Below are 23,957 nucleotides of genomic sequence, written 5' to 3' on the forward strand. Positions count from 1 at the left end.
GCCGCCGGCTCGGGACCGTCGAGCCGGCGGCCGGTCCTCAGGCCCGGGCCGCGCCGCGACGGCGGGCCAGGACGGTGGCGCCGCCACCGGCCAGCAGCAGACCGCCGGCGGTGGCCAGCAGCGGGGCCACCGGGGTGGACGAGCCGGTGGAGGCCAGCACGCCCGAGCCGCCCAGCGAGGCGCCGCCGGAGGTGGTGAGCGAGGCACCGCCCACCGAGCCCGCACCGGTGCCCGCACCCGTGCCGGTACCGCTGCCGGTGCCGCCCGCGGCGGTCCCGCCCGTCGTGCCGCCGCCGGCCGGGTTGGTGGGCAGCTGGGCGTTCTTGTCGAAGGCCAGCGAGACGGTGACCGGGTCGAGCACCTCGCCCGCCGGGTAGTTGGCGAAGGCCGGCACGCCCTCGGCGGTCAGCGCGGCCGGAACGCCGGTGAGCGTCACCACGCCGTTGACCGGGGCGAGGGAGGCCTTGGACAGGTCGAGCTTGGCGATCCGGGCACCGGACAGCGCGGACGTCTTGCCGTCCAGGGACTTGGCGTTGACGTCGGCGGTCAGGAACGCGCCGTCCTTGCCGATGCTCAGGCCGAGCTTGGAGAAGGTGGTGTCCAGCTGGTAGCCGCCGGCCGCGGGGTGGCCGAGGAAGCGGACGGAACCGGCGAAGCCCGCCGACAGGGTGTGGTTCCGGGTGTCGTAGCTGCCGGTCGCGCCGCCGAAGCGGTAGTCGGCCGCGCCGCCGCCGAACTCGACCTTGCCGTTGGCCACCGGGCTCTGCAGGTACTTGCGGAAGCTCTCCTTGACCTTCCAGTCCAGGCTGCCGTCGACGACGGCGAGCTGGCCGGCGGCCGGCGGGGTGGTCGACGTGGTCGTGGCCGACGGGGTGCCGGTGGCGGTGGCCGACGGGGACCCGCTCGGGGAGCCGGTGGCCGACGGGCTGCCGGACGCGGAGGGCGAGCCGGTCGCGCTCGGCGACTGGGTGGCCGACGGAGAACCGCTCGGGGAGCCCGTGGCGGTCGGCGACTGGGTCGCGGACGGGGACTGCGTCGCGGAGGGGGAGCCCGTGGCGGTGGGCGACTGGGTCGCGGAGGGCGTCGCGGTGGCGGTCGGCGTGGCGGTCGGGGACGGGGTGGCCGGGCTCTGCTTGAGCAGCAGCGCCAGCGGGTCCACGTCCGAACCGGCCTGGTAGAAGCCCGCGAACGCCTTGGCGCCCTGCTCGGTGAGCTTGGCCGCCGCCGGCACGCCGTTGGTGGTGTCCCGGGCGACCGTGAAGGTCACCAGCGGCACGTCGTCCCGACGGGTGACCTCGGTGGCGCCCATCGACTCCTTGGACGCGGTGTCGGCGGTCAGCGTGCCGGCCGTCCCGGCCGTGGTGATCCTCAGGTCGCTGAGGGCGACGTCGAGCGCGCCGTGGTGGGCGGTGAAGCGGACCCCGCCGGTGAACGAGGAGCTGAGCGCGTGGGTGGACATGTCGTAGGCGGCACTCACCAGACCGAAGTGGAAGGTCCCGTCGGCGTTGGTGGTGGCGCCGCCGGTCAGCTCCACGGCGCCCTGGCCGACCGGGCCGGTCACGTAGTTCCGGAAGCTGGCCTTCACGCCCCAGTCCAGCGAACCGGTGTCGTACGTGACGGTGGTCGGCGCACCGGCGCCGAAGGCCAGCGCGGGGACGCCTGCGGCGGCCAGGCCGAGACCGGCGGTGACGGCGGCCAGGGCCGCCAGCCGGGTGCGGTTGCGGCGGCCGGCCGAAGGCAGGGCGGTGCTGCGGGACATGGGGGTACTCCGATCGGTGAGCGGGGGAAGGTGGAGCGGCGGTCAGGCCGCGTCGGCCGGGGCGGTGGCCGGGGGGTCCGTCGGCGCGGCCCGGCGCCGGCGGAGGGTGTACACGCCGCCGGCCGCGGCGAGCGCCGCCACCAGCACGACGCCGGCCACCACGGCCGCCGTCGGCACTCCGCCGGATCCGCCCGCATCGGCGGCGTCGGCCACCGGGGCGGCGGACGGCGAGGCGGTCGCCGACGGGGCCGGCGTCGCCGCCGGGGCGCTGCCGATGTCGGGCAGCGGCGGGAGGGCGGCGGCCGGGTCGAGCGCGACGGCGAAGCTCAGCGGGTCCATCACGGTGCCCGCCGGGTAGAGGTTGCCGAAGGCCTTGGCGCCCGCCTCGGTGAGCTTCAGCGGGAGTTCGGCGGCCTTGAGCAGGCCGCCCTCGGGCTTCAGCCCGGCCGGGTCGAAGGCGCCCAGCTCGACGCCGGTGAGCTGCTGGGTGGCGCCGTCCGGCGTCCGGCCGGAGACGTCGGCGAGCAGCCTCCCCTGACCGTCGGCGATCGTCACGCCGAGGTTGGCCAGGGTGAGGTCCAGCCCGTGGGTGTCACCGGTCTTCAGGCCGGTGAAGCGGACGCCACCGGTGAAGGCGGCGGTCAGGGCGCCGGTCGCCGGGTCGTAGGCGCCCTTGGCCGGGGTCCAGCGGAAGAAGGCGCCGCCGTCCGCCGCGCCGCCGGTGAGCTCCCAGCGGCCCTGGGCGATCGAGCCGGTGACGTAGTCGCGGAAGGTCCGTCGGACGCCCCAGTCGAGCGCGCCGTTGCCGAACTCCGCCCGGGCGGCGGCATCCTGGGTCGCCGCCGGGGCGGCCGGCGTCGTCGGTGCGGCGGTCGGCGCCGGCGTGGTGGGCGTTGCTGCGGTCGGTGCGGCGGTCGGTGCGGACGTCCCGGCCGGGGTCGACGCGGCGGCCGTCGGGGCCGTCGAGGGTGCCGTCGAAGCCGGCTGGGCCGCCGGGAGGTTGACCGAGAGGTTGACCGGGTCGAGCGCCGTCCCGGCGGTGTAGAAGCTGCCGAAGGCCCTGGCCCCGGCGTCGGTCAGCGTCGCCGGGACGCCGCTGAGGGTCAGGGTGCCGGCCGCGCCGCGCAGGTCGACGCCGGCCAGCGAGAGGTCGGCCAGCTTGGCCTGGCTCGCACTGCTGACCCGGCCGGTCTCCTTGGACCTGCTGCTGATGTCCGCGTACAGCCCGGCCGCGCCGCCCGGAGCGGCCCGGAAGGTGAGCCGTCCGACACTCAGGTCGAGCACGTTGACACCGTTCTCCTGGTGCCCGGTGAACCGGACCCCGCCGGAGAACGCCGCGGTCAGCGCGCCGCTCGCCGGGTCGTACGTGCCGGTGGCGGAGTGGAACCGGAAGCCGCTGCCGGAAACGGTCGCCGCACCTCCGGTCAGCGCCCAACTCCCCTTGGCTATCGGCCCGGTGACGTACGTCAGGAAGGACTGCCTGATCCCCCAGTCGAGCCGCCCGCCGGAGACCTTCCCCTCGGCCGCCACCGCCTGGCCGGGCAGCAGCACGGCCGTCATCAGGGCAGCCAGGGCGGCCACCAGGACGGCGGCCAGACGACGTAGCCGGCTGGGCAGAGGCACGCGGATCACTCCTCGGCGCGACGGGGGAAAGAGAGTCGGTACACCACCGACCCCCTTGCGGAATTGAGGTAAGGCTAACCTAATATATGAGTCAAGAGCCCCGCCGGTCGCCCCCCACACATGGCACCCGGCAGGGACAACTCCCACCGAAGGGGACCATGTTGAGCAGCAGTACCACCCGAAGCCGGGCAGCCCTCGGGCCTGCCCTCCTGCTGCTCGCCCTCGGCCTGCTGCTCACCCTGACCGCCTGCGGCCCGTCCACCGGTTCCACCGGCGCCGCCACCGGAACGGGCGTCACGAAGGCCCCGGACACGGTCGAACCGCTGCCCGGCGAGCCCGCCCCGCAGCTCCCGGCCACCGTCGCCTCCGCCGACGGACGCCAGGTCACCGTCACCAGCGCCGACCGGATCGTCCCGCTCAACGGCAGCCTGGCCGAGATCGTCTTCAGCCTGGGCCTCGGCCCCAAGGTGATCGCCCGGGACGTCTCCACCACCTTCCAGCAGGCCGCCGCCCTCCCGGTGATCACCCAGGCCCACGACGTCTCGGCCGAGGGCGTGCTCTCGATGCACCCGACCCTCGTCCTCGCCGACCGCTCCACCGGCCCGGCCGAGGCGATCGAACAGATCCGCGCCGCCGGCGTCCCGCTGATCGTGCTGGACGACGCCAAGAAGCTCGGCGACGTCGGCCCGCGCATCGACACCGTCGCCGCCGCGCTCGGGGTCCCCGACGCCGGGCGGCAGCTGAAGGAGCGCACCGAGCAGCGGATCGCCCAGGCCAGGGCCGCCCTGCCGGCCGTCGACCACCACCCCAAGGTCGCCTTCCTCTACCTCCGCGGCAGCGCCTCGGTCTTCCTGCTCGGCGGCCCGGCCTCCGGCGCGGGCTCGCTGATCGAGGCGGTCGGCGGCGAGGACGCCGGAACCGCCGCCGGGCTCTCCGGCGATTTCACCCCGCTCACCAGCGAGGCCCTGGTCAAGGCGGCACCCGACGCGATCCTGGTGATGAGCAAGGGCCTCGACTCCGTCGGCGGCGTCGACGGCCTGCTCAAGCTGCCCGGCGTCGCCCAGACCCCCGCCGGGCTGGACCGCCGGGTCGTCTCCGTCGAGGACGGCCAGCTGCTCAGCTACGGCCCGCGCACCCCGCAGGTGATCCGCGAGATCGCCGAACAGCTCTACCCGGCGGCCGCCAAGTGACCACCGCCGTACAGAAGAAGACCGTCCCCCTGGCCCGGCCCCGGAGCCGGACCACCCTGGTCGTCGTCGGCCTGGCCGTCGCGCTGGTGCTCTGCGCCCTGCTCGCGGCCGGGATCGGCGCCTACCGCATCCCGCTCGGCGACATCCTCGCCTCGTTCGCCCACCGGCTCGGCCTCGGCGGACACCCGCTCGACCGCGTCCCCGAGTCGGTGCTCTGGAACGTCCGGCTCCCCCGCGTGGTGCTGGCCCTGCTGGTCGGCGGCTCGCTCGGCTGCGCGGGCGCACTGATGCAGGGCGTCTTCGGCAACCCGCTCGCCGAACCCGCCGTGATCGGCGTCTCCTCCGGCGGCGCGGTCGGCGCGGTCGCCTGCATCGTGCTCGGCCTGGACGCGTTCGGCAACTGGACCATCACCGCCTTCGCCTTCGCCACCGGCCTGCTGACGGTCTTCGCGGTGTACGCGATGTCCCGCTCCGGCGGCCGCACCGAGGTGGTCACGCTGATCCTCACCGGCGTCGCGGTCAACGCCTTCTGCGGCGCGCTGATCGGCCTCTTCCTCTTCACCGCCGACACCGCCGCGATCAACCAGGTCACCTTCTGGCAGCTCGGCTCGCTCGCCCAGGCCACCTGGGGCAAGGTGCTGGCCGTCCTGCCGTTCGCGCTCGTCGGACTGGCCCTCGCCCCCCGCTACGCGCGGCCGCTGGACCTGCTCGCGCTCGGCGAGCGGCCGGCCCGCCACCTCGGCGTCGACGTCGAGCGGATGCGCCTGGTGCTGATCACCCTGGTCGCCCTGCTCACCGCCGCCGCCGTCGCGGTCAGCGGCATCATCAGCTTCGTCGGCCTGGTCGTCCCGCACCTGCTGCGGATGGTCGCCGGACCGGGCCACCGGTTCCTGCTGCCCGCCTCCGCCCTCGGCGGCGCCCTCGTCCTGGTCGCCGCCGACCTCGCCGCCCGCACCCTGGCCGAGCCCGCCGAACTCCCGCTCGGCGTGCTCACCGCACTGATCGGCAGCCCGTTCTTCTTCTGGCTGCTGCGCCGCACCCGGACCAAGCAGGGAGGCTGGGCGTGAGACTGCGAACCCGTCCCGAGGTGCCCGCACGCCCCGCCCCGGGCGCCGAACTGCTCACCGCCGAGGCCGTCCGGCTGACCGTCGGCGGGCGCGAGCTGCTGGCCGGCGCGGACGTCCGGGTGACGGCCGGCGAAGTGGTCGCCCTGCTCGGGCCGAACGGCGCCGGGAAGTCCACCCTGCTCTCCGTGCTGGCCGGCGACCTCCCGCCGACCGCCGGCGAGGTCCGCCTGCTCGGCCGGCCGCTGGCCGGCTACCGGCCCCCCGAACTCGCCCGGCACCGCGCGCTGCTGCCGCAGTCGGCCGCCCTCTCCTTCCCGTTCCCGGCGGACGAGGTGGTCCGGATGGGCCGCGCGCCCTGGTCCGGTACGACCGCCGCCGCCGAGGACGACGCGGTGGTCGCCGAGGCGATGGCCGCGACCGAGTCCACCGCCTTCGCCGGACGGCCGTTCACCGCCCTCTCCGGCGGCGAGCGGGCCCGGGTGGCCCTGGCCCGGGTCCTCGCCCAGCGGACCGCGCTGCTGCTCCTCGACGAGCCCACCGCCGCGCTCGACCTGCGCCACCAGGAACTGGTGCTGCGGGTCGCCAGGGCCAGGGCCGCCGCCGGGGACGCCGTGGTCGTCGTCCTGCACGACCTCACGCTGGCGGCGGCCTACGCGGACCGGGTGGTGCTGCTGACCGGCGGTGCGACGGTCGCCGACGGACCGGTGGCCGAGGTGTTGCGCGCACCGCTGCTCAGCGAGGTCTACGGCCACCCGGTCGAGGTGCTGCCGCATCCGCGCACCGGCGTCCCGCTGGTCCTGCCCGAGCGCGACTGACGCGGACCGGGCCGGGCCGGTTCGGCCGAGGTCTGGCCGGTCCGGTTCGGTCCAGCACGGGTCGGTCCAGCTCGCTTCGGTCCGGGTGGGTCGCCTCAGCCCTCGTCGTCCAGCCGGAAGCCGATCTTCAGGCCGACCTGGTAGTGCTTGACCCGGCCCTCCTCAAGGTGGCCCCGGACCTGCGTCACCTCGAACCAGTCGAGGTTGCGCAGCGTCCGGGAGGCCCGCTCGACCCCGTTGCGGATCGCGGCGTCGATGCTCTCGGTCGACGACCCGACGATCTCGGTCACCCGGTAGACGTGCTCGCTCATGACGGACTCCCTCAGCTGTGCGACGGCCCCCGGTCCACCGTGCACCGGAGGCCGTCCGTCCGCACTCCGGCGACCGCCGGCCGGGGCCGCCCGCGGCGCGGCCCCGGCGCCCGCCCGGCGGAGACCGCGGCCGCCGCCGAAGGGACCGGCCGCCGGGGCCCACGGCGAGGGGCCGCGGCCGGGGCCCACGACGCCGAGGCTCAGAAGGCCGCCCGGACCCCGCCCACCGGCACGCCGCCACCGAACAGCGGGGAGGCGGCTATCCGCTCGACCGTCCCGTCCTCGGCGGAGACGCCCAGCCGGTGCAGCGCGGCCGCCAGCACCGGTCCGCGGGCCCGCTCGGCACCGTCGTCGATCTTGAAGGCGAGCGCCCGGCCGTCCGGCAGCGCCACCACCTGGACCGCCTCGGCGCCCATCTTGGAGAGCGCGCCCGGCACCGCCCGCATCAGCCAGGTGTCGGCCCGGCGGGTGCCGGCGACGTACTCGGGGTGCGCCCGCATCGCGTCGGCCACCCGGCGCTGCGGCGTGCCGGCCCCGGCCAGCACCAGCGCCCGGTAGCCGCGGGCCAGTCCGGTGAGGCTGACCGCCAGCAGCGGCGCACCGCAGCCGTCCACCCCGGCGTGCCCGGCGGTCTCGCCGGTGGCCTCCTCCAACGCCTCGCGGGCCAGCAGCTGGACCGGGTGGGCCGGGTCGAGGTAGCTGTCGACGGGCCAGCCGTTGGCGACACAGGCGGCCAGCCAGCCGGCGTGCTTGCCGGAGCAGTCCATCAGGATCGGCGCGCGCTCTCCGCCGGAGCGCAGGTACTGCTCGGCCTCGGTCTCGTCGAGCGGGAGGTCGGCCGGCGTCCGCAGGGCGGACTCGTCGAGCCCGGCCTCGGTCAGGATCCGTCGGACCCCGTCGAGGTGAAACGATTCTGCCGAGTGGCTGGAAGCCGCCAGCGCCAACAGTTCACCCTCGATCGCCAGTCCGGCCCGCAGGGTGGCCACCGCCTGGAACGGCTTGGCGCAGGAGCGCGGGAACACCGGCGCGTCCGGCGCACCCAGCGCGAACTCGACCGAGCCGTCGGCGGCCAGCAGGACCAGCGAGCCGTGGTGCCGGCCCTCGGTGAACCCCGAGCGGACGACCTCGGCGAGCACGGACAGGGCGGTGGGGTTGGACATGGCGGGAGCCTTCCGGAAATGAGGGTGGGCCGGGGGCGAGCCGGGAACGGCCCCGCCCCTGGCGCCTCACCCGGTCAGAGCGGGCCGCCTGCGAGCAGGTCGTCGACCCGTGCTTCCCCATCACGGTACCTGCGGGTGATCTCCGCGTTGCAGCCGTCCGCCGTCCGCAGCAGCAGCTGCCGCCGCCCGGAGACCTCACGCTCGTGCGCGCGCAGCCGGTCCAGTGCCGCCAGCAGTTCCTCGGCCGGGTGCGCGGCCAGGTCGGCCAGCTGCACGTCGCCCATCAGCGCGTCCGCCTCCAGCTGGGACTGCTGGCCGCGCGGCGGGCCCAGGGTGACGTGCCGGGCGGACCGACGGACGGTGGAGGGCGCGTCGGTGAGGATGGCCGGCAACCGTTCCAGCAGGGCGCCGGCCGGCTCTCCCCCGTCCGCAGGGCGGGGTGCCGCGCCGCCGGGCCTGCGGTCCAGCTCGGCCAGCAGGATGTCCATCCGCCCGTGCAGCAGCCGCCGCAGGTAGGAGAGGTCAGCCTCCTGCTCCAGGGTCTCCCTGCGCAGGATCCGCAGCTCCTCCAGGCCCAGCTGTCCCAGGCCCGGCGTTCCCGTCTCCGGTGCCGGACCGGGTTCCGGGTCTTCGGGCACCCGCCCGTACCGGTCCTGCGCCGTACTGCTCGCGTCCATCAGCCAACCACCTGCCGTCGTCCCGATCCCGCCCGCTCGCGGCACCCCGTCGCCTGCCGCCGGCCCGGCCCGTTCCCGTCGCGTGCGCCCGTGGCGCGTACCCCTCCGGGCCACGCCCTGACCACCCGCGAAGGTTCCCGCCCCCGACCGGCACCACCCGTCAGGGCGACACCGCCAGAACACCTGACCCACCGGCTCGGCCTCCTGGCCGAACCGGGCCCGGCGCGGCGGACCTTGGCGCCCCGGACCCCTTGTACGGTCCCCCAGCGTGCCACCCCGCCCGCCGCCGCCGCACCGCCCGTGCACCCGAACGGCCCCCTGGCGAAGAGGGGTGGCTGATATGACGGAAGCTTTTCGCAGGGAGAGCGGCGCCAACCGGCGCGCAGGCGCACGCTACCCAGCGCGCGCCAAGTCTTCGAGCGCCCCCAGGGGCCCGCGGGCGCCCCCACCGGCTCCGGCACAATGGCCGCATGCGAGCAGTGGTGCAGCGAGTGACCGAGGCCAGGGTGACGGTGGCCGGCGAGACCGTCGGCGCGATCGAGGAGCCCGGGCTCTGCGTCCTGATCGGCGTCACCCACGACGACAACCCGGCCAAGGCGGCCCAGCTCGCCCGCAAGCTCTGGACCCTGCGGCTGCTGGCCCCCGACGCGGCAGGCGTGGAGCAGTCCTGCTCCGACATCGGCGCCCCGCTGCTCGTCATCAGCCAGTTCACGCTCTACGGGGACGCCCGCAAGGGCCGCCGCCCGACCTGGAACGCCGCCGCCCCCGGCCCGGTCGCCGAGCCGCTGGTGGACGAGGTGGTCGCCCAGCTGCGGGCGCTCGGCGCCAAGGTCGAGACCGGCCGGTTCGGCGCGGACATGCGGGTCGCGCTGGTCAACGACGGCCCGTTCACGGTGCTGGTCGAGGTCTGAGCGACCCCGACCGCCGTGCACGGCGTGGGTGCCGTGCACGGCCGGCGTGCACGGCGTGGGTGCTGCGGCTACTGCGGGACGATCACGTCCTGCGTCCCCGGCACCCGGCCGGCGAGCAGCACCGCGTCCAGCGGCACGTTCCGCTTCACGATCGCCAGCGCGACCGGGCCCAGCTCGTGGTGACGCGCCGAGGAGGTGACGAAGCCGAGCGCCCGCCCGTCCGGGTCCGAGGCGAGCCGCACCTCCGTCCCGTGCGGGGGGAGCACCTCCTCGGTGCCGTCCAGGTGCAGGAAGACCAGCCGGCGCGGCGGGCGGCCCAGGTTGTGCACCCGGGCGACCGTCTCCTGCCCGCGGTAGCAGCCCTTCTGCAGGTGGACGGCGGTGTTCAGCCAGTCCACCTCGTGCGGGATCGTGCGGTGGTCGGTCTCGAAGCCCAGCCGCGGCCGGTGCCCCTCGATCCGCAGCGCCTCGTACGCCCAGATCCCGGCCGCCGGGCCGTACTCCCGGGTCAGCTCCGCCAGCTCGGCCCGCGGCAGGAAGAGGTCCCGCCCCCAGGTCAGCTCACGGACCGCCGCCGCGCCCTCGGCGGAGGCGGTGGAGCCGGCCGGCAGGTGGACCACCGCGTAGTCGGCGGTCGCGTCGGCCACCTCGACCCGGTAGAAGAACTTCATGCTCTCCAGGTAGCCGACCAGCGCCTCCTGGGTCCCCGGCTCGACGTGCGCCCAGGTGGTGGTGCCGTCGTCGACCAGGTAGAGCGCGTGCTCGACGTGCCCGTTCGGGGAGAGCACCAGCGCCTCGGTGGCCTGCTGCGGCGGCAGCGCGCTGACGTGCTGGGTGAGCAGCAGGTGCAGCCAGGTGAGCCGGTCGTCACCGGTGACGGTGAGCACGCCGCGGTGCGAGAGGTCCACGAACCCGGAGCCCTGCGCGAGCCTGCGCTGCTCACGGAAGAGGTCGCCGTAGTGGGCGGCCACCCCCTCGTCGGTTCCCTCGGCGGGGACGGCACCGGGCAGCGCAAGCAGCGGGCTCTTCATACCGGAAAGCTTACGGCTGCGCCCCGGCCCGCTTGGCGGTGCAGTCGGCGCAGCGGCCGAAGACGGCGAAGTGTTCGAGGTCGGTGTCGAAGCCGTGCTGCGCGCGCAGCCGGTCGACCAGCGGCTGGGCGATCTCGGTCCCGGTCTCGATGACCTGCTCGCAGTCCCGGCAGACCAGGTGCAGGTGGTGGTGGCGGCCGGCCAGGTGGTACGTCGGGGCGCCGTGGCCGAGGTGGGCGTGCGAGACCAGCCCCAGTTCCTCCAGCAGCTCCAGGGTCCGGTAGACGGTGGAGATGTTGACGCCGCTGGCGGTCCGCCGGACGTGACCGAGGATCTCGTCGGGGGTGGCGTGGTCGAGTGCCTCGACCGCCTCCAGGACGAGCTGGCGCTGGGGAGTGAGCCGGTAGCCGCGTTCGCGCAGGCCGGCCTTCCAGTCGCCGGAGAGCTGCCAGTCGGTGGTGCCGGTGTCCGCCACGGGTCCTGTCCCTGCCGATGTCGGGGGTCCTGAGGCAAGTGTAGGGACCGGCCGCGGGGCCGGTCCCTACCTCACGCGTGATGTGCCCGGCGCGGAACGCCCCGGCTCAGCGGAAGAACGCGATGCCGTCGTCCGGCAGGTCGTTGATGTCCTTGATCAGCTGGGCCGGGCTGAGCACCCGCTTCAGCTGCGCGGACATGTACGGGCGCAGCGGCACGTTCGGGGCGGCCTTCTCGCCGACCCAGAGCAGTTCCTCGTTGACGAAGCCGTAGAGACGCTTGCCGCCCGAGTACTCGGGCGAGCCCTCGATCCGGGCCACCGCGTCCGTGGAGACGTCGATCTGAGGCTTGCCGTCGGCCAGCTCGCCGTACCAGATCTCCACCGTGCCGTCGTCGCGGACGGAGGAGATCTCGATCCCCCGCACACCGCTGGTGCCCTGGTGGTTGCTGGTGATGCGCCAGAACGCGTGCTCGTTCTCCAGCGGACGGATCTTCTCGCCCTCGGCGTCCAGCACCCAGGTCCGGGAGCGGAACTCCAGGAAGGGCCGGCCGTCGTGGCGGATGACGATCTCCTGGCCGAAGTTGCACTTCTCCGAACCGGGGAAGTCGTAGACGCCCGCGCCCTCCCAGGTGCCGAGGAGGAAGGCGAGCGGGACGACGTCCCGGTGGAGGTCAGAGGGAATCTCGATCATGTTCCTGGTCACTGTCGTCGGTGCGGGACTGCTTTCAACCGTACGGCAGCCGGTCAGCGCTGGCCCTGGTAGAGCTTCATCACCGCGAAGATGGCGAACCAGGTGATCAGCACGGCCATGAGGGCCAGCAGACCGTCGAAGAAGATTTCCAGACCGGACACGGGGGGCTCCCAGGGCGGCGACAGTGTGAAGGATTTTGCTGGCGCTCACTCTATCCGCCGGGTGCCGACGGTTCTCGGTGAGCCCCACCACGTCGGCGATCTAGGGTGTCGGCATGTCGTCTCAGTCGCAGCAGTCGAAGAAGCTCGTCATCAAGGTCACCGCCGGGGCGGACGCGCCGGAGCGGTGCTCGCAGGCGTTCACGGTGGCGGCGGTGGCCGTCGCCAGCGGGGTCGAGGTCTCGCTCTGGCTGACCGGCGAGTCGTCGTGGTTCGCCCTGCCCGGGAGGGCGGCCGAGTTCGAGCTGCCGCACGCGGCGCCGCTGCCGGACCTGCTGGAGTCGCTCCTGGCGGCCGGCACGGTCACTCTCTGCACCCAGTGCGCGGCGCGGCGCGGGATCGAGCAGAAGGACACCGTCGAGGGTGTCCGGATCGCGGGCGCACAGGTCTTCGTCAGCGAGATCATGGCCGACGGCGTGCAGGCGCTCGTCTACTGACGCGGCCGGCCGGCCGCCGACCGGGGCCGTACGGGTGTCCGTCTACCCGCGGGGTTCGCGGTCGGGGCGGTCCCGGTCGTGGCCGGGGTCGTCCCACTTCGGGTCCTCCCAGCGCGGGTCGTTCCACCAGTCGTCCTCGGGGTCCCGCCGGTTCGCGAACACCGCGGCAGCGGGCGGGATCACCATCGCGACCGCGCACATGCCGATCGCGACCGGGACGGACCAGAACCGCACGACGCCCCAGGCCAGCACGAACAGCCCGAGGCAGACGCCCATCATGGCGAAGTAGTAGCGGTGTCGCCGGCGTGCCTGCACTCCTCCACGGTATGCCCGAGGGCCCCTGCACGGCAGGGGCCCTCGGGCACGACGTCACCGGGGTGGATCAGACCGCGATCGCGACCTCGGTCAGGTTGCCCTGGGAGGCGACCACCTGGCGGTCCACGGTCTGGCCCGGGATGAGCGCCCGCAGGGTCCACTTGCCCGGGCGGGCGAAGAACCGGAACTGGCCGGTCGCCGAGGTGGGCACCTCGGCGGTGAACTCACCGCCCTCGTCGAGCAGTCGGACGTAGCCGTTGACCGGCTCGCCGTCGCGGGTCACGGAACCCTGGATGATCGTCTCGTTCGCCACGTCAACTCCTGCCAGGTCCGGCCCACCGGCCTTCGCACCGCACATGTCTTGTCTTCCCTTCAGCCTTACGGGTGGAGCAGGCGGCTCAGTTGCCGAGCTCGATCGGCACGCCGACCAGGCTGCCGTACTCGGTCCAGGAACCGTCGTAGTTCTTCACGTTCTCCTGGCCGAGCAGCTCGTGCAGCACGAACCAGGTGAGCGCGGAGCGCTCGCCGATGCGGCAGTAGGCGATGGTGTCCTTCGCCAGGTCGATGCCCTCGGCCTCGTAGAGGGCCTTGAGCTCGTCGTCGCTCTTGAAGGTGCCGTCGTCGTTGGCGTTCTTCGCCCACGGGATGTTGCGGGCGCTCGGCACGTGGCCGGGGCGCTGCGACTGCTCCTGCGGGAGGTGGGCCGGGGCGAGCAGCTTGCCGGAGAACTCGTCGGGCGAGCGCACGTCGACCAGGTTGAGGCTGCCGATGGCGTCGATCACGTCGTCGCGGAAGGCGCGGATCGAGGCGTCGGCGGCCTGCGCCGTGTACGAGGTCGCGGCGCGGGCCGGCACCTCGGCGACGAGGTCGCGGGAGTCCAGCTCCCACTTCTTGCGGCCGCCGTCGAGCAGGCGGACGTCACCGTGGCCGTACAGCTTGAAGTACCAGTAGGCGTACGACGCGAACCAGTTGTTGTTGCCGCCGTAGAGCACGACCGTGTCGTCGTTGGCGATGCCCTTGGCGCTGAGCAGCGCCTCGAAGCCGGCCTGGTCGATGAAGTCGCGGCGGACCGGGTCCTGGAGGTCCGTCTTCCAGTCGATCCGGACCGCGTTGCGGATGTGGTTCTTGTCGTAGGCGGAGGTGTCCTCGTCGACCTCGACGATGACGACCTTCGGGTCGTCCAGGTGGGCCTGGACCCAGTCGGCGTCGACCAGGACGTCGCTGCGGCTCATGGTGATGTTCTCCATCCGAGGGCGGTTGGCGGAAGGTGGTGCTGCTCTGGGGTCTCCCGGCCGTGAGCCGGAGAGGGGTACTGCGGGGTGTCCGACGGTGACCGGTCCGAATTCACGTCCGAATAATGGGACGGAGAAGGCATGCGGCACGGCCGGGCGGTGATCTGCGGTGCACGGCGGCGACGTTCGGCCCGGGAGGCCGGTCCAGGTCACCGGAGGAATCGGCGGCGGGCGACAACTGCCCAGCCAAGATGCCGAGTTAACGCATTCGACACAGACAGGCGGCCACGCGGCACAGGTCTACCGCCCGCCGCTTCGTGAGGTCCGTCTGTCGCTTCATGCCGACGATGCTAGGGACACTCGACGCCCGCTGTCATCAGCGTATCGAATGTTGAGACCAGATGGATCACATGCTGGGATTTGGTCGATTCATGGGCGCCGTGAACCGGCCGGGCACCGTACGTCCCTCGGTCAGGGGGCGGAAACACGACCGCTCCGCGGTCCGCGCTGGACAGCGCGTCTCGCGGAGCGGAACGAAGGCGAACGACCACGACCGGCGGGAAGCGGACCCGCCCCGGCCCGGCCTGACCTGGCCGGTGCCGGTCAGCCGGTCAGGCGGGCAGCCGGTCAGCCGATGAGCTTCACGCCCTTGCCGTCGAAGGTCAGCCGGAGGCCGTCCTCCTGCGGCGTGACCGCAGCCAGGTTCAGACCCGCCGGGAGCGAGGAGAGGGTGAAGCTCACCGGATCCAGCTTCTGGCTGGTCAGACCGGCCAGCACCGCGGCCATCCCGGTCAGCCGGAAACCCTCCGCCGTCACCGTGTTGCCCTGGTTGCGCACCGTGCCCTCGCCGACCGGGACCGGCCCGAACGCGGCCTTGATCTTGCCCGGGCCGCCGTACGAGAGGCTCAGCCGGGTGTTGCCGCCCAGCGAGAGCCCGGTCGCGTTCGGCACCAGCTGGGAGGCCGGCGGCAGGAGCTGGGAGAGGTCCGCGTAGGAGATCAGGCCGCTCCCCGTCCCGGTGTCCACGGTGGCGCTGCTCATGCTGTCGCTCACCTTGACGCCCGCCAGCTTCGCCTCGAACGAGTGCAGCGCCACCTGGTGGCTGCCGTCACCCACGGTCAGGCCGTCCGAGGAGATCCGCACGTCGTCCAGCTTCATCGACAGGACCTGGGTGAGGAACGGGAAGCCCCCGATCGACACGTCCGGCCGCTGGTTCATCCGGCCGCTCTTCAGCATCTGTTCGGCGGCCTCGTCCTCGGCCACCCCGACGGCGACCCGGTCCGCGCCCACCAGTGCTCCCGAGAGCACCACCAGGCCGATCGTCACCTTCAGCCAGCCGCGCATCGCTCTCCCCCGTCGTCGCCGGTCGCTGTCGTTCGAAGTCGGATCCGACCGCTCAGGGGCGGCCGCCCTCGCACGACCGTACGACGTCCCGCCCCGGGGCATGGTTCCGGGAACGGGACGCCGTACGGCGCGTGCCGGGCCCGGCCACCGGCCCGTGGTGGGGCGGGCGGCCGGACCGGCCGGGTCAGCCGGCGAGCAGTTCGGTGGCGATCCAGACCAGCGGCGCCGCCACCGCGAGCGGGAGCGCCACCCCCGCCGTCATGTGCACGAACCGGGACGGGAAGTCGTACCCGGCCACCCGGCGCCCGACCAGGGCACCGATCCCGGCCGCCGCACCCAGCGCGGGCGGCGCGCCCACGGCCAGGCCGAGGCCCACCGCCGCCAGCAGGCCGAGCACGGGGCCCAGCAGCTTCGGGCCGGGCAGCGGCGCCGCTGCCAGCAGGGTCGCCAGGGCGACGCCGCCGACCGCCGCCGGCACCCAGTCGGCCAGCAGCAGCGCGGTGCAGAGCACCGTCACCACCGTGGCCGAGCCGAGCACGGTGAGCGCGTAGAACCGCTCCTTCGGATCGGCGGGCCGGAACGTCTGCAGCACCAGGACCAGCAGGAAGAATCCGCCGAGGGTCCCGACCACCGCCCCCGTGCCGCCGTCCGTGTCGGCCAGCAGCACCGCCACGTCGGCGACCAGACCGGACAGCGCCGCCAGCGCGATGCCCTGGCGGGCCGGCCACATGCCGTTCAGCCGGAACCATCCGGCGGCCGTCAGCACCTGGAGCAGCGCCACCACCAGGGCCAGCGGCACCTGGCCGAGGGCCGCACCGGCGGCCAGCAGCGCGGCCGCACCGGCGGTGATCACGGCCGGCAGGAGGCCCGGGTCGATGATCGGCGAACCGGTCCGGGCGGACCCGGCCGGGACGGCCGACGGCACGGGGGCCGGGAACGGCTGCGCCGGCGGCCCCGGAACGGGCCCGGCCGGGGCCGCGTACGCGGTGGGCGGCGCCTGCCGTGCGGGCGGAGCCTGCCGTCCCGCCCGTGCCGCACGCGCCGCGCGGGCGGCCCGGGCGGTGGCCGGATCGGTCGGGGTGGGGGCCGGCGGACGCTTCAGCGTCATGGTCGGCGAGTCGAAGGGCTGGGCCTGGGCTTCAGCCTCAGCCTGCGCCTGGGCCTGGGCCTGCGCCTGGGCGTGCGCCTGAGCGTTTGCCTGGGCCTGAGCCTGTGCCTGGGCGTGCGTCTGAGCCTGGGCCTGAGCGTTTGCCTGTGCCTGAGCCTGTGCCTGGGCGTGCGTCTGAGCCTGGGCCTGAGCGTTTGCCTGGGCCTGAGCCTGTGCCTGGGCGTGCGCCTGGGCCTGGGCGTGCGCCCCGGGCGTCGCGTCCGATGCCGGGACCGGCGGCAGGAGTGTGGTGGCCGCCGGGTCCTCCAACGGGGGCACCGGCGGAAGCAGGGCGGTCGCGGCGTCGTCCGCCGCACCCGCACCCGGCCCGGCACCGTACGGCGGCCGGCCGTACGGAGTCTGCCCGCCGCCGTGGCCGTTCCGGGGCTGCTCGCCGTACGACTGCGGCGCGGACGGCTGCTGGCCGTAGGGCGGTGCGGGGGGCTGCTGACCGGGATGGCCACCGTAGGGCGCATGCCCCGCATCGGGGGCGTACGGCTGAGCCGCAAGCCCCTGCTGCGCATACGGATCCGGCGCGTACGCCTGCTGCGGGGCGTACGGATAGGGCGGTTGCTGCGGCGGCGCCTGCTGCGGCGGCTGCGCCGGCCCCTGCGGCCCCTGCGGGTACTGCGGCTGCGGCTGCGGCTGCGGCGGCCCGTACGGATACTGCCGCTGCGGCCTGCTGTCCGGGGTGGGGTTGTTCGGCTCGGTCACGCCGCTCACCCGCCCGCGAACGGGGGGAGTACCTCGACCGTGCCGCCCTCGGTGAGGGTCACGGCCGCGTGGTCACGGCCGCCCACCGGCGAACCGTCCACCAGGTAGGAGCAGTGTCCGAGCAGCCCGACGAGCTTCGGCCGGTCCGCGTGCTGCTGCCGGACGGCCGCCAGTGCCTCGGCCAGGGTCGCCGCCCGGTACGGCTCCTCGGCCAGCCCGGCCTCCGACTTCGCCGCCGCCCAGTAGCGGATCGTCCCGCTCACCCGCGTGGCGCCGGCCGGGTCGTGATGCCCGGTGGTCGCGCCCATGGCAACCCCTTCTCGTCGTCCTCGCCCGGGCCCGGTACCCCGGCCGGGTCCACCACCGGAGCGCCCGCGCCCCACCCGAAAGGGGTACGCGCACGGTGCCGCCGATGTGCGTCCCATGATGGCCTGTTCGCCCGCACCACCGGCAACCGCCCTGGCCCGGCGCCCGCCGTCGGCCGAGCGAAGCTGTGGCCAGGCTCACCCGGGGCGCGCCCGAAAAGGCCGAACCGCCGGTTTCGAGCCCTCCCCCGGGCGGGGACCCGTCGGCTATCCTCGACCCCTGAGGGTCCGGGCAGAGTCGCCCCCGGATCCTTTTGTGCTTTCAGGACGCCAGTACGGACGTCCGTGCGAATCGTCGGCCCACCCCCGGCGTGCCGCAGGGACCGCCCCGCCACCAGCGGCACAACGACGTGCCGGGGCCAGGCCGGGGTGTCGGAACCCCGGCTCCGGGCCGCCACCCGGAACCGGACAGGACCGGAAGGTTCACGGATGAGCAAGGCAGAAACGGTGCATCGCGGGTTGCGGGACCCTCGACGCGCGCCCCGTTCCGCCGTGCGCGCCGACGACTGCTCCGGCTCCCCACCGGTGTCCGCCGCTTCCCCCACCCTCCCGCCGACCGCCGCCGCCCCTCGCGGGACGCGCTGCGCTCGGCACCTCCCCGAACGTGCGCCATCCGGCTGTGGCGGCAGCCGTAACGCGACCGCGACGACCCGGAAAGGGGACTACCGGGTATGAGTTCTCTGCTCCTCCTCACCAACGCGCTGCAGCCCTCCGCGGAGGTACTGCCCGCCCTCGGCCTGCTGCTGCACAACGTCCGGGTGGCTCCGGCCGAAGGGTCCGCCCTGGTCGACACCCCCAGTGCAGACGTCATCCTGGTCGACGGCCGGCGGGACCTGCCGCAGATCCGCAGCCTCTGCCAGCTGCTCCGCTCCACCGGCATCGGCTGCCCGCTGATCCTGGTGGTCACCGAGGGCGGCCTGGCCGCGGTCACCGCCGAGTGGGGCATCGACGACGTCCTGCTCGACACCGCCGGCCCCGCCGAGGTCGAGGCCCGGCTGCGCCTGGCCATGGGCCGCCTCCAGGTGGTCACCGACGACGGCCCGATGGAGATCCGCAACGGCGACCTGTCGGTCGACGAGGCCACCTACTCCGCCAAGCTCAAGGGCAGGGTGCTCGACCTCACCTTCAAGGAGTTCGAGCTGATCAAGTACCTCGCCCAGCACCCCGGCCGGGTCTTCACCCGGGCGCAGCTGCTGCAGGAGGTCTGGGGCTACGACTACTTCGGCGGCACCCGGACGGTCGACGTGCACGTCCGGCGGCTGCGCGCCAAGCTCGGCGTGGAACACGAAGGGCTGATCGGCACCGTGCGCAACGTCGGCTACCGCTTCGTCGTCCCCGAGAAGCCGGACAAGGGGGAGCGGCCCGAGACCGCTTCGCTGCGCTCCTCGGCCCCGTTGGAGGCCTGACCGGTCGGCCGGGCGGGAACACCCGCCCGGCCTGTCCGCATTCGCCCCGCGCTGTCCTCCGGGTACCGCCCGGTAGCCGCGGTCCCCTCTGCCCCACGGCACGCCACACGCGTAGACTCCCCCCGTGGCCAAAGTGACGCGCGACGATGTAGCCCGACTGGCTGGTACCTCGACCGCGGTCGTCAGCTACGTCATCAACAACGGGCCGCGACCGGTCGCGCCCGCCACCCGGGAGAAGGTCCTCGCGGCGATCGAGCAGCTCGGCTACCGGCCGAACAGCGTCGCCCAGGCGATGGCCTCCCGCCGCACCAACCTGATCGGCATGGTCGTCCCGGACGCCCGTCAACCGTTCTTCGCCGAGATGGCGCACGCCGTCGAACGCGCCGCCTCCGAACGCGGCAAGCTGGTGCTGATCGGCAACTCCGACTACGTCGACGACCGCGAGGTCCACTACGTCCGGGCCTTCCTCGGCATGCGGGTCTCCGGCCTGATCCTGGTCAGCCAGGGGCCGTCCCAGCGGGCCGCCGAGGAGTTCGCCGCGATGGAGGGCGCGAAGGTCGTCCTGCTGCACCGCCGGCCCGAGGCCATCGACGACGTCGCGGTGGTCACCGACGACGTGGGCGGCGCCGAGGCCGTCGTCCGCCACCTCCTGGAGGTGCACGGACACTCGTACGTGGCCTGCTTCGGCGGCCCGGTGGAGTCCCCCGCCCCCGGCGACCCGGTCATCGACCACGTCGAGGGCTGGCAGCGCGCCATGGACGCGCACGGCCTGCCCACCGAGTCGCGCCTGATCGACGCGCCGTTCCACCGGTACGGCGCCTACGACGTCGCGCTCGGCCTGCTGGGCTCCCCCGACCGCCCGCCGGCGATCTTCTGCTCCACCGACGACCAGGCGATCGGCGTGCTGCGCGCCGCCCGCGAACTCGGCCTGCGGGTGCCCGAGGACCTCGCGGTGGCCGGCTTCGACGACGTGCCGGAGGCCGCGCTGGCCGACCCGCCGCTGACCACCGTCGCCTCCGACCGGGACGCGATGGCCCGGGCCGCGGTCGACCTGGTGCTGGACGACTCGCTGATGGTGCCCGGCTCGGACACCGAACGGGTCCGCAAGTTCCCGTCGCGCCTGGTCGTCCGGCGTTCCTGCGGCTGCTCGCCGGCCGGCCCCGCGAACTAGCCTGACCAGGCTTTATGAGAAGTCAACAGGCTTCTCGGGGCGTTCTGAGCGCACTCTCACCGGATTCTCATCCGGCGGGCGGACGTTGGTCGGCATGAGCGATCACGAGCAGTACCGCGGCGGCACGCAGGACGACGGCCCGTACGGGACCGCGTACGGACGGCAGGACCCGTACGGCGACGGACTGCCGTACGGCCAGGGGGATCCGCAGGTCATCCCGGGCACCGTGCTCGGCAGCAGCACCCACCAGGACCCCGGGTACCCGGCCGCGGGCAGCCCGTCGGTCGGCACTCCGCCCCCTCCCCCGCCCGCAGGCCCTCCCGCACCCCCGGTCCCGCCGGTGCCCCCGGTGCCGCCGGTGCCGTCCGGGCACGGCGACGGCGCCCCGGCCTCCCACGGCGGCCGGGCCCGCCGCGGCCTGCTGCGCGGCAGGCTCACCCTGGTCACCGCCGTCGCCGCGGTCGCCGCCGTGCTCGGCGGGGTCACCGGCGGCGTGGTCGCCGCCCAGGAGCACGGCTCCGGCAGCCGCACCGGCACCGTCGCCAGCCCGGTCGCCGCCCGCTCCGACGGCGGCGCCGACGTCGCCGCCATCGCCGCGGCCGTCTCGCCCAGCGTCGTCCAGATCAGCGTCCAGGGCACCAACGGCACCGCCACCGGCACCGGCGTCGTGCTCACCGCAGGCGGCCAGATCCTCACCAACTACCACGTGGTCGCTGCCGCGGCCGCCGGCGGGCAGATCACCGTCACCTTCCACGACGGCTCCACCGCCCGCGCCACCCTCACCGGCACCGACAAGAGCCTCGACGCCGCCGTGATCACCGCGAGCGGCGCCAAGAAGCTCACCCCGGCCGTCCTCGGCGACTCCTCCGCCGTCTCGGTCGGCGACCCGGTCGTCGCCATCGGCAACCCCGAGGGCCTCACCGGCACCGTCACCTCCGGCATCATCAGCGCCCAGCACCGCGAGGTCACCGTCCAGCTCGACGAGGGCACCACCAGCGGCAACGGCGGGTTCGGCTTCCCCGACCTGCCCGGACTGCGCGGCACCGACCGGCCCACCGGCGGCGACACCACCACCTACCGGGCCTTCCAGACCGACGCCGCCCTCAACCCCGGCAACTCCGGCGGCCCCCTGATCAACGCGGGCGGGCAGGTCATCGGCATCAACTCGGCCATGTACTCGCCCAGCGGTGCCGGCGCCACGGCCGGCGGCAGCGGCGCCGGCAGCGTCGGTCTCGGCTTCGCCATCCCGATCGACGACATCAAGCAGGTGCTGCCCAAGCTGCAGTCCGGCCAGAACGTCTGACGACGCCCGACAATTGACCCGAGCAGGTCCTCCGAGCACGGCCCTGCGACCACCGCGCCCTCAGGCCCAGAGAAAGGGCAACCGCCCATGACCCCGTCCGTTGACGACCGCACCTCCGCCGAGCCCGGGCCGCAGCCCACCGCCCGGCTCCTCGTGGTCGACGACGAACCCGCCCTCCGGGACGCGCTGGAGAGCAGCCTCGCCTTCGAGGGCTACGAGGTCTCCACCGCCACCGACGGGTACGAGGCGCTGGAGTCCGTCGAACGCGACCGGCCGGACCTCGTCCTGCTCGACATCATGATGCCCCGGATGGACGGCCTCACCGCCGTCCGCCGGATGCGCTCGCGCGGCGACACCGTCCCGGTGCTGATGCTCACCGCCCGGGACGCCGTCGGCGACCGGGTCACCGGCCTCGACGTCGGCGCCGACGACTACCTCGCCAAGCCCTTCGAACTGGACGAACTCCTCGCCCGGGTCCGCGCGCTGCTCCGCCGCAACGCCCTCGCCGGCGAGGCCGCCGCCCGGGCCGCCGCGGTCGAGGAGGAGGGCGACGTCCTGGCCTTCGCCGACCTCCGGATGAACACGGCGACCCGCGAGGTCACCCGGGCCGGCCGACCGGTCGAACTGACCCGCACCGAGTTCATGCTGCTGGAGATGTTCCTCGCCCACCCCCGGCAGGTGCTCACCCGCGAACAGATCCTCAAGGCGGTCTGGGGCTTCGACTTCGAGCCCTCCTCCAACTCGCTGGACGTGTACGTGATGTACCTGCGCCGCAAGACCGAGCAGGGCGGCCTGCCCCGGCTCGTCCAGACCGTCCGCGGAGTCGGATACGCGCTCCGCCCGGCCGCCGGCACGCTCACGTGACCCCCGCCGTCCCACCACCCCCACTCGCCCCGCCGCGCGTCCCGCACCGCACCCGGCAACGCCTCCACACCTGGTACCGGGCCCGCTCACTGCGCAGCCGCCTCACCTTCCTGACAGCGGCGGCGGTCGCGGTGGCCATCGCCGCCTCGGCGCTGGCCTGCTGGTTCATCGTGGAGCAGAAGCTCTACGGCCAGGTCAGGGAGAACCTCTCCCGTGCCATGGACGTACCCCCGCCGGAACCGCCCGACCCGACGCTCCAGCGCAGCTGGCTCGGGTACTGCGCCGCGTCGCCCCCGGACGCCCAGGCCAAGGCGGAGGCCGCGGCGAAGATCCGCGACAGGCTCTCGACCCACCTCGTCGGCAACAACCCGCCCCGGGGAGCCGGCCAGTTCACGACCGAGCTCTACGGGAAGAACGGCACCGTCTGCCTCACCTCCGGTTCGGTGCCGAAGGCGGTCGAGGTCAAGGCCGGCGACCTCGTCGGCACCCTGTCCAAGGAATTCGTCTACCGGGACGGCCGCTACCTCGACGGCACCCCGGCCATGGTCCGCGTCAACCTGCTCGCCGACCCGTCGACCGGGGACCGCTACGCCTACCTCACCGCCGCCCCCGTCGACGGGATCGAGCGCGATCTCCGCCAACTCGCCGTCGTCCTCGGCGGAGTGGCCGTCGGCGGCGTCATCCTGGCCGGGCTCGCCGGCCGGCTCGTGGCCCGCTCCGCGCTCAAGCCGGTCGACCGGCTCAGCGACGCCGTGGAGCACATCGCCCGCACCGAGGAGGTCGGCACCACCATCCCGGTGCACGGGGAGGACGAGATCGCCCGGCTCTCCACCTCCTTCAACTCGATGAGCACCGCGCTGGCCAACTCCCGCGAGCGGCAGACCCGTCTGATCGCCGACGCCGGGCACGAGCTCCGCACCCCGCTCACCTCGCTGCGCACCAACGTCGACCTGCTCATCCGCAGCGACGACACCGGCCGCCCGCTGCCGCCCGCCACGAAGACCAAGCTGCTGGGCAACATGAAGGCCCAGATGCAGGAACTCACCGCCCTGATCGGCGACCTGCTCCAGCTGTCCCGTCCGGACTCCCCCAAGCCCGGCGGGAACCTCGCCGTGGTCGCGCTGCACGACATCGCCGAACGCGCCGTCGCCCGCGCCAGGTTGCGCGGCCCCGGGCTGGTCTTCGAGACCGACGTCGCGCCCTGGTTCGTGCACGCCGACGCCGCGGCCCTCGAACGCGCCGTGATCAATCTGCTGGACAACGCGGTCAAGTACAGCCCGCCCGGCGGAGCCGTCGACGTCCGTCTCCAGCAGGGCGTGCTGACCGTCCGCGACCACGGTCCCGGCATCCCGCCGGACGAACTGCCCTACGTCTTCGACCGGTTCTGGCGCTCGCCGTCCTCGCGCCAGCTCCCGGGCTCCGGGCTGGGGCTGTCGATCGTGGCGCAGAGCGTCCGGGAGGCCGGCGGCGAGGTGTCGCTCGGCCCGGCCCCGGACGGCGGCCCGGGCACGCTCGCCACCGTCCGGATGCCCGGCGGGCCGACCCGGGCCTGAGTCCGGGTGCCGCCCCGGAAGCCGCGCGCGACAGGCGGCGGGCGTCGGGCAACAGGCCCGGAAGACACAGAGGGGCGGGGCGCCCCGACCGCGCCCCCCCCCCACCGCCACACCGGCACCCCATTTGGCTGGCCGGGCCGGAGTCCGATGTGCGGGCCGGGCCCCGCGCCAGAAGCGG

At 74.2% G+C, this 23,957-nt stretch carries 25 protein-coding genes; 10 read left to right on the forward strand and 15 right to left on the reverse strand.

The window, feature by feature from the left end:
- Positions 1–37: 37 nt before the first annotated feature.
- A complete protein-coding gene (locus ACFWIC_RS35480) occupies positions 38–1,759 on the reverse strand; it encodes an HtaA domain-containing protein (RefSeq protein WP_380521056.1) in 1,722 nt (573 codons plus the stop codon).
- A gap of 42 nt (positions 1,760–1,801) precedes the next feature.
- Complete coding sequence (locus tag ACFWIC_RS35485; protein WP_380521057.1) at positions 1,802–3,382, reverse strand: HtaA domain-containing protein; 1,581 nt, start codon at positions 3,380–3,382, stop codon at positions 1,802–1,804.
- A 158-nt stretch (positions 3,383–3,540) separates the two neighbouring features.
- Between ACFWIC_RS35485 and ACFWIC_RS35490 the strand changes: the two genes are divergently transcribed.
- Genes ACFWIC_RS35490 through ACFWIC_RS35500 form a run of 3 tightly spaced genes read left to right on the forward strand, consistent with a single transcriptional unit; the run spans position 3,541 to position 6,454 of the window.
- Positions 3,541–4,572, forward strand: a complete 1,032-nt coding sequence (locus ACFWIC_RS35490) for a hemin ABC transporter substrate-binding protein (protein ID WP_380521058.1) — start codon at positions 3,541–3,543, stop codon at positions 4,570–4,572.
- Complete coding sequence (locus ACFWIC_RS35495; RefSeq protein WP_380521060.1) at positions 4,569–5,639, forward strand: FecCD family ABC transporter permease; 1,071 nt, start codon at positions 4,569–4,571, stop codon at positions 5,637–5,639. The genes ACFWIC_RS35490 and ACFWIC_RS35495 overlap by 4 nt, the downstream gene beginning before the upstream one ends.
- Positions 5,630–6,454: a heme ABC transporter ATP-binding protein gene (locus ACFWIC_RS35500; RefSeq protein ID WP_380521076.1), complete on the forward strand. Its 825-nt coding sequence runs from the start codon at positions 5,630–5,632 to the stop codon at positions 6,452–6,454. The genes ACFWIC_RS35495 and ACFWIC_RS35500 overlap by 10 nt, the downstream gene beginning before the upstream one ends.
- 95 nt (positions 6,455–6,549) lie before the next feature.
- Here ACFWIC_RS35500 and ACFWIC_RS35505 read toward each other — a convergent pair whose 3' ends face one another.
- The 3 genes from ACFWIC_RS35505 to ACFWIC_RS35515 form a co-directional block, all read right to left on the reverse strand.
- Entirely contained in the window at positions 6,550–6,765 is a 216-nt protein-coding gene (locus ACFWIC_RS35505) for a dodecin (protein ID WP_329883979.1), read from the reverse strand.
- A 200-nt stretch (positions 6,766–6,965) separates the two neighbouring features.
- Positions 6,966–7,925 carry an asparaginase gene (locus tag ACFWIC_RS35510; RefSeq protein ID WP_329883980.1) on the reverse strand — a complete coding sequence of 320 codons (960 nt, stop codon included), beginning with the start codon at positions 7,923–7,925 and terminating at the stop codon, positions 6,966–6,968.
- Between the two features lie 74 nt (positions 7,926–7,999).
- Positions 8,000–8,602: an ABC transporter substrate-binding protein gene (locus ACFWIC_RS35515; RefSeq protein WP_329949170.1), complete on the reverse strand. Its 603-nt coding sequence runs from the start codon at positions 8,600–8,602 to the stop codon at positions 8,000–8,002.
- 470 nt (positions 8,603–9,072) lie between these two features.
- Between ACFWIC_RS35515 and dtd the strand changes: the two genes are divergently transcribed.
- Complete coding sequence (gene dtd / locus ACFWIC_RS35520; protein ID WP_380521062.1) at positions 9,073–9,513, forward strand: D-aminoacyl-tRNA deacylase; 441 nt, start codon at positions 9,073–9,075, stop codon at positions 9,511–9,513.
- Positions 9,514–9,581: 68 nt separating this feature from the next.
- Here the strand turns inward: dtd and ACFWIC_RS35525 are convergent, their stop codons facing one another.
- The 3 genes from ACFWIC_RS35525 to ACFWIC_RS35535 form a co-directional block, all read right to left on the reverse strand.
- Entirely contained in the window at positions 9,582–10,544 is a 963-nt protein-coding gene (locus tag ACFWIC_RS35525) for a YgfZ/GcvT domain-containing protein (protein ID WP_380521064.1), read from the reverse strand.
- A 10-nt stretch (positions 10,545–10,554) separates the two neighbouring features.
- Entirely contained in the window at positions 10,555–11,019 is a 465-nt protein-coding gene (locus ACFWIC_RS35530) for a Fur family transcriptional regulator (RefSeq protein WP_329883984.1), read from the reverse strand.
- A 106-nt stretch (positions 11,020–11,125) separates the two neighbouring features.
- Complete coding sequence (locus ACFWIC_RS35535; RefSeq protein ID WP_329883986.1) at positions 11,126–11,710, reverse strand: FABP family protein; 585 nt, start codon at positions 11,708–11,710, stop codon at positions 11,126–11,128.
- 274 nt (positions 11,711–11,984) lie between these two features.
- On the opposite strand from ACFWIC_RS35535, the gene ACFWIC_RS35540 reads away from it, so the two are divergent.
- Entirely contained in the window at positions 11,985–12,365 is a 381-nt protein-coding gene (locus ACFWIC_RS35540; protein ID WP_329883987.1) for a DsrE family protein, read from the forward strand.
- A gap of 42 nt (positions 12,366–12,407) precedes the next feature.
- Here the strand turns inward: ACFWIC_RS35540 and ACFWIC_RS35545 are convergent, their stop codons facing one another.
- The 7 genes from ACFWIC_RS35545 to ACFWIC_RS35575 all read right to left on the reverse strand — a co-directional run bounded on the left by ACFWIC_RS35545 (position 12,408) and on the right by ACFWIC_RS35575 (position 17,425).
- Entirely contained in the window at positions 12,408–12,680 is a 273-nt protein-coding gene (locus tag ACFWIC_RS35545; protein ID WP_329883988.1) for a DUF3099 domain-containing protein, read from the reverse strand.
- Positions 12,681–12,747: 67 nt separating this feature from the next.
- Positions 12,748–13,038, reverse strand: a complete 291-nt coding sequence (locus ACFWIC_RS35550) for a DUF1416 domain-containing protein (RefSeq protein WP_030397542.1) — start codon at positions 13,036–13,038, stop codon at positions 12,748–12,750.
- 40 nt (positions 13,039–13,078) lie between these two features.
- Complete coding sequence (locus tag ACFWIC_RS35555; protein ID WP_329883989.1) at positions 13,079–13,912, reverse strand: sulfurtransferase; 834 nt, start codon at positions 13,910–13,912, stop codon at positions 13,079–13,081.
- A 259-nt stretch (positions 13,913–14,171) separates the two neighbouring features.
- Positions 14,172–14,252, reverse strand: a complete 81-nt coding sequence (locus tag ACFWIC_RS35560) for an Ms5788A family Cys-rich leader peptide (protein WP_350517234.1) — start codon at positions 14,250–14,252, stop codon at positions 14,172–14,174.
- A gap of 287 nt (positions 14,253–14,539) precedes the next feature.
- Positions 14,540–15,256, reverse strand: coding sequence for a DUF2993 domain-containing protein (locus tag ACFWIC_RS35565; protein WP_329950621.1), 717 nt, complete (start codon positions 15,254–15,256; stop codon positions 14,540–14,542).
- A 184-nt stretch (positions 15,257–15,440) separates the two neighbouring features.
- Positions 15,441–17,117, reverse strand: coding sequence for a hypothetical protein (locus ACFWIC_RS35570; protein WP_380521067.1), 1,677 nt, complete (start codon positions 17,115–17,117; stop codon positions 15,441–15,443).
- A 5-nt stretch (positions 17,118–17,122) separates the two neighbouring features.
- Positions 17,123–17,425, reverse strand: coding sequence for a MoaD/ThiS family protein (locus ACFWIC_RS35575; protein ID WP_380356846.1), 303 nt, complete (start codon positions 17,423–17,425; stop codon positions 17,123–17,125).
- A 728-nt stretch (positions 17,426–18,153) separates the two neighbouring features.
- Between ACFWIC_RS35575 and ACFWIC_RS35580 the strand changes: the two genes are divergently transcribed.
- The 5 genes from ACFWIC_RS35580 to ACFWIC_RS35600 all read left to right on the forward strand — a co-directional run bounded on the left by ACFWIC_RS35580 (position 18,154) and on the right by ACFWIC_RS35600 (position 23,779).
- On the forward strand, positions 18,154–18,888 hold the full coding sequence (locus tag ACFWIC_RS35580) for a response regulator transcription factor (protein WP_329950624.1): 735 nt from the start codon (positions 18,154–18,156) through the stop codon (positions 18,886–18,888).
- A 124-nt stretch (positions 18,889–19,012) separates the two neighbouring features.
- Positions 19,013–20,059, forward strand: a complete 1,047-nt coding sequence (locus tag ACFWIC_RS35585) for a LacI family DNA-binding transcriptional regulator (RefSeq protein ID WP_329950625.1) — start codon at positions 19,013–19,015, stop codon at positions 20,057–20,059.
- A gap of 94 nt (positions 20,060–20,153) precedes the next feature.
- The gene (locus ACFWIC_RS35590) at positions 20,154–21,362 is read left to right on the forward strand and encodes a S1C family serine protease (protein WP_380521069.1); all 1,209 of its coding nucleotides are present in this window, start codon (positions 20,154–20,156) and stop codon (positions 21,360–21,362) included.
- Positions 21,363–21,449: 87 nt separating this feature from the next.
- The gene (locus ACFWIC_RS35595; protein WP_380521072.1) at positions 21,450–22,226 is read left to right on the forward strand and encodes a response regulator transcription factor; all 777 of its coding nucleotides are present in this window, start codon (positions 21,450–21,452) and stop codon (positions 22,224–22,226) included.
- The gene (locus ACFWIC_RS35600) at positions 22,223–23,779 is read left to right on the forward strand and encodes a sensor histidine kinase (RefSeq protein ID WP_380521074.1); all 1,557 of its coding nucleotides are present in this window, start codon (positions 22,223–22,225) and stop codon (positions 23,777–23,779) included. The genes ACFWIC_RS35595 and ACFWIC_RS35600 overlap by 4 nt, the downstream gene beginning before the upstream one ends.
- Positions 23,780–23,957 lie beyond the last annotated feature (178 nt).

Source organism: Kitasatospora sp. NPDC127035, assembly GCF_042726075.1.
In the GTDB taxonomy this organism is placed as follows: domain Bacteria; phylum Actinomycetota; class Actinomycetes; order Streptomycetales; family Streptomycetaceae; genus Kitasatospora.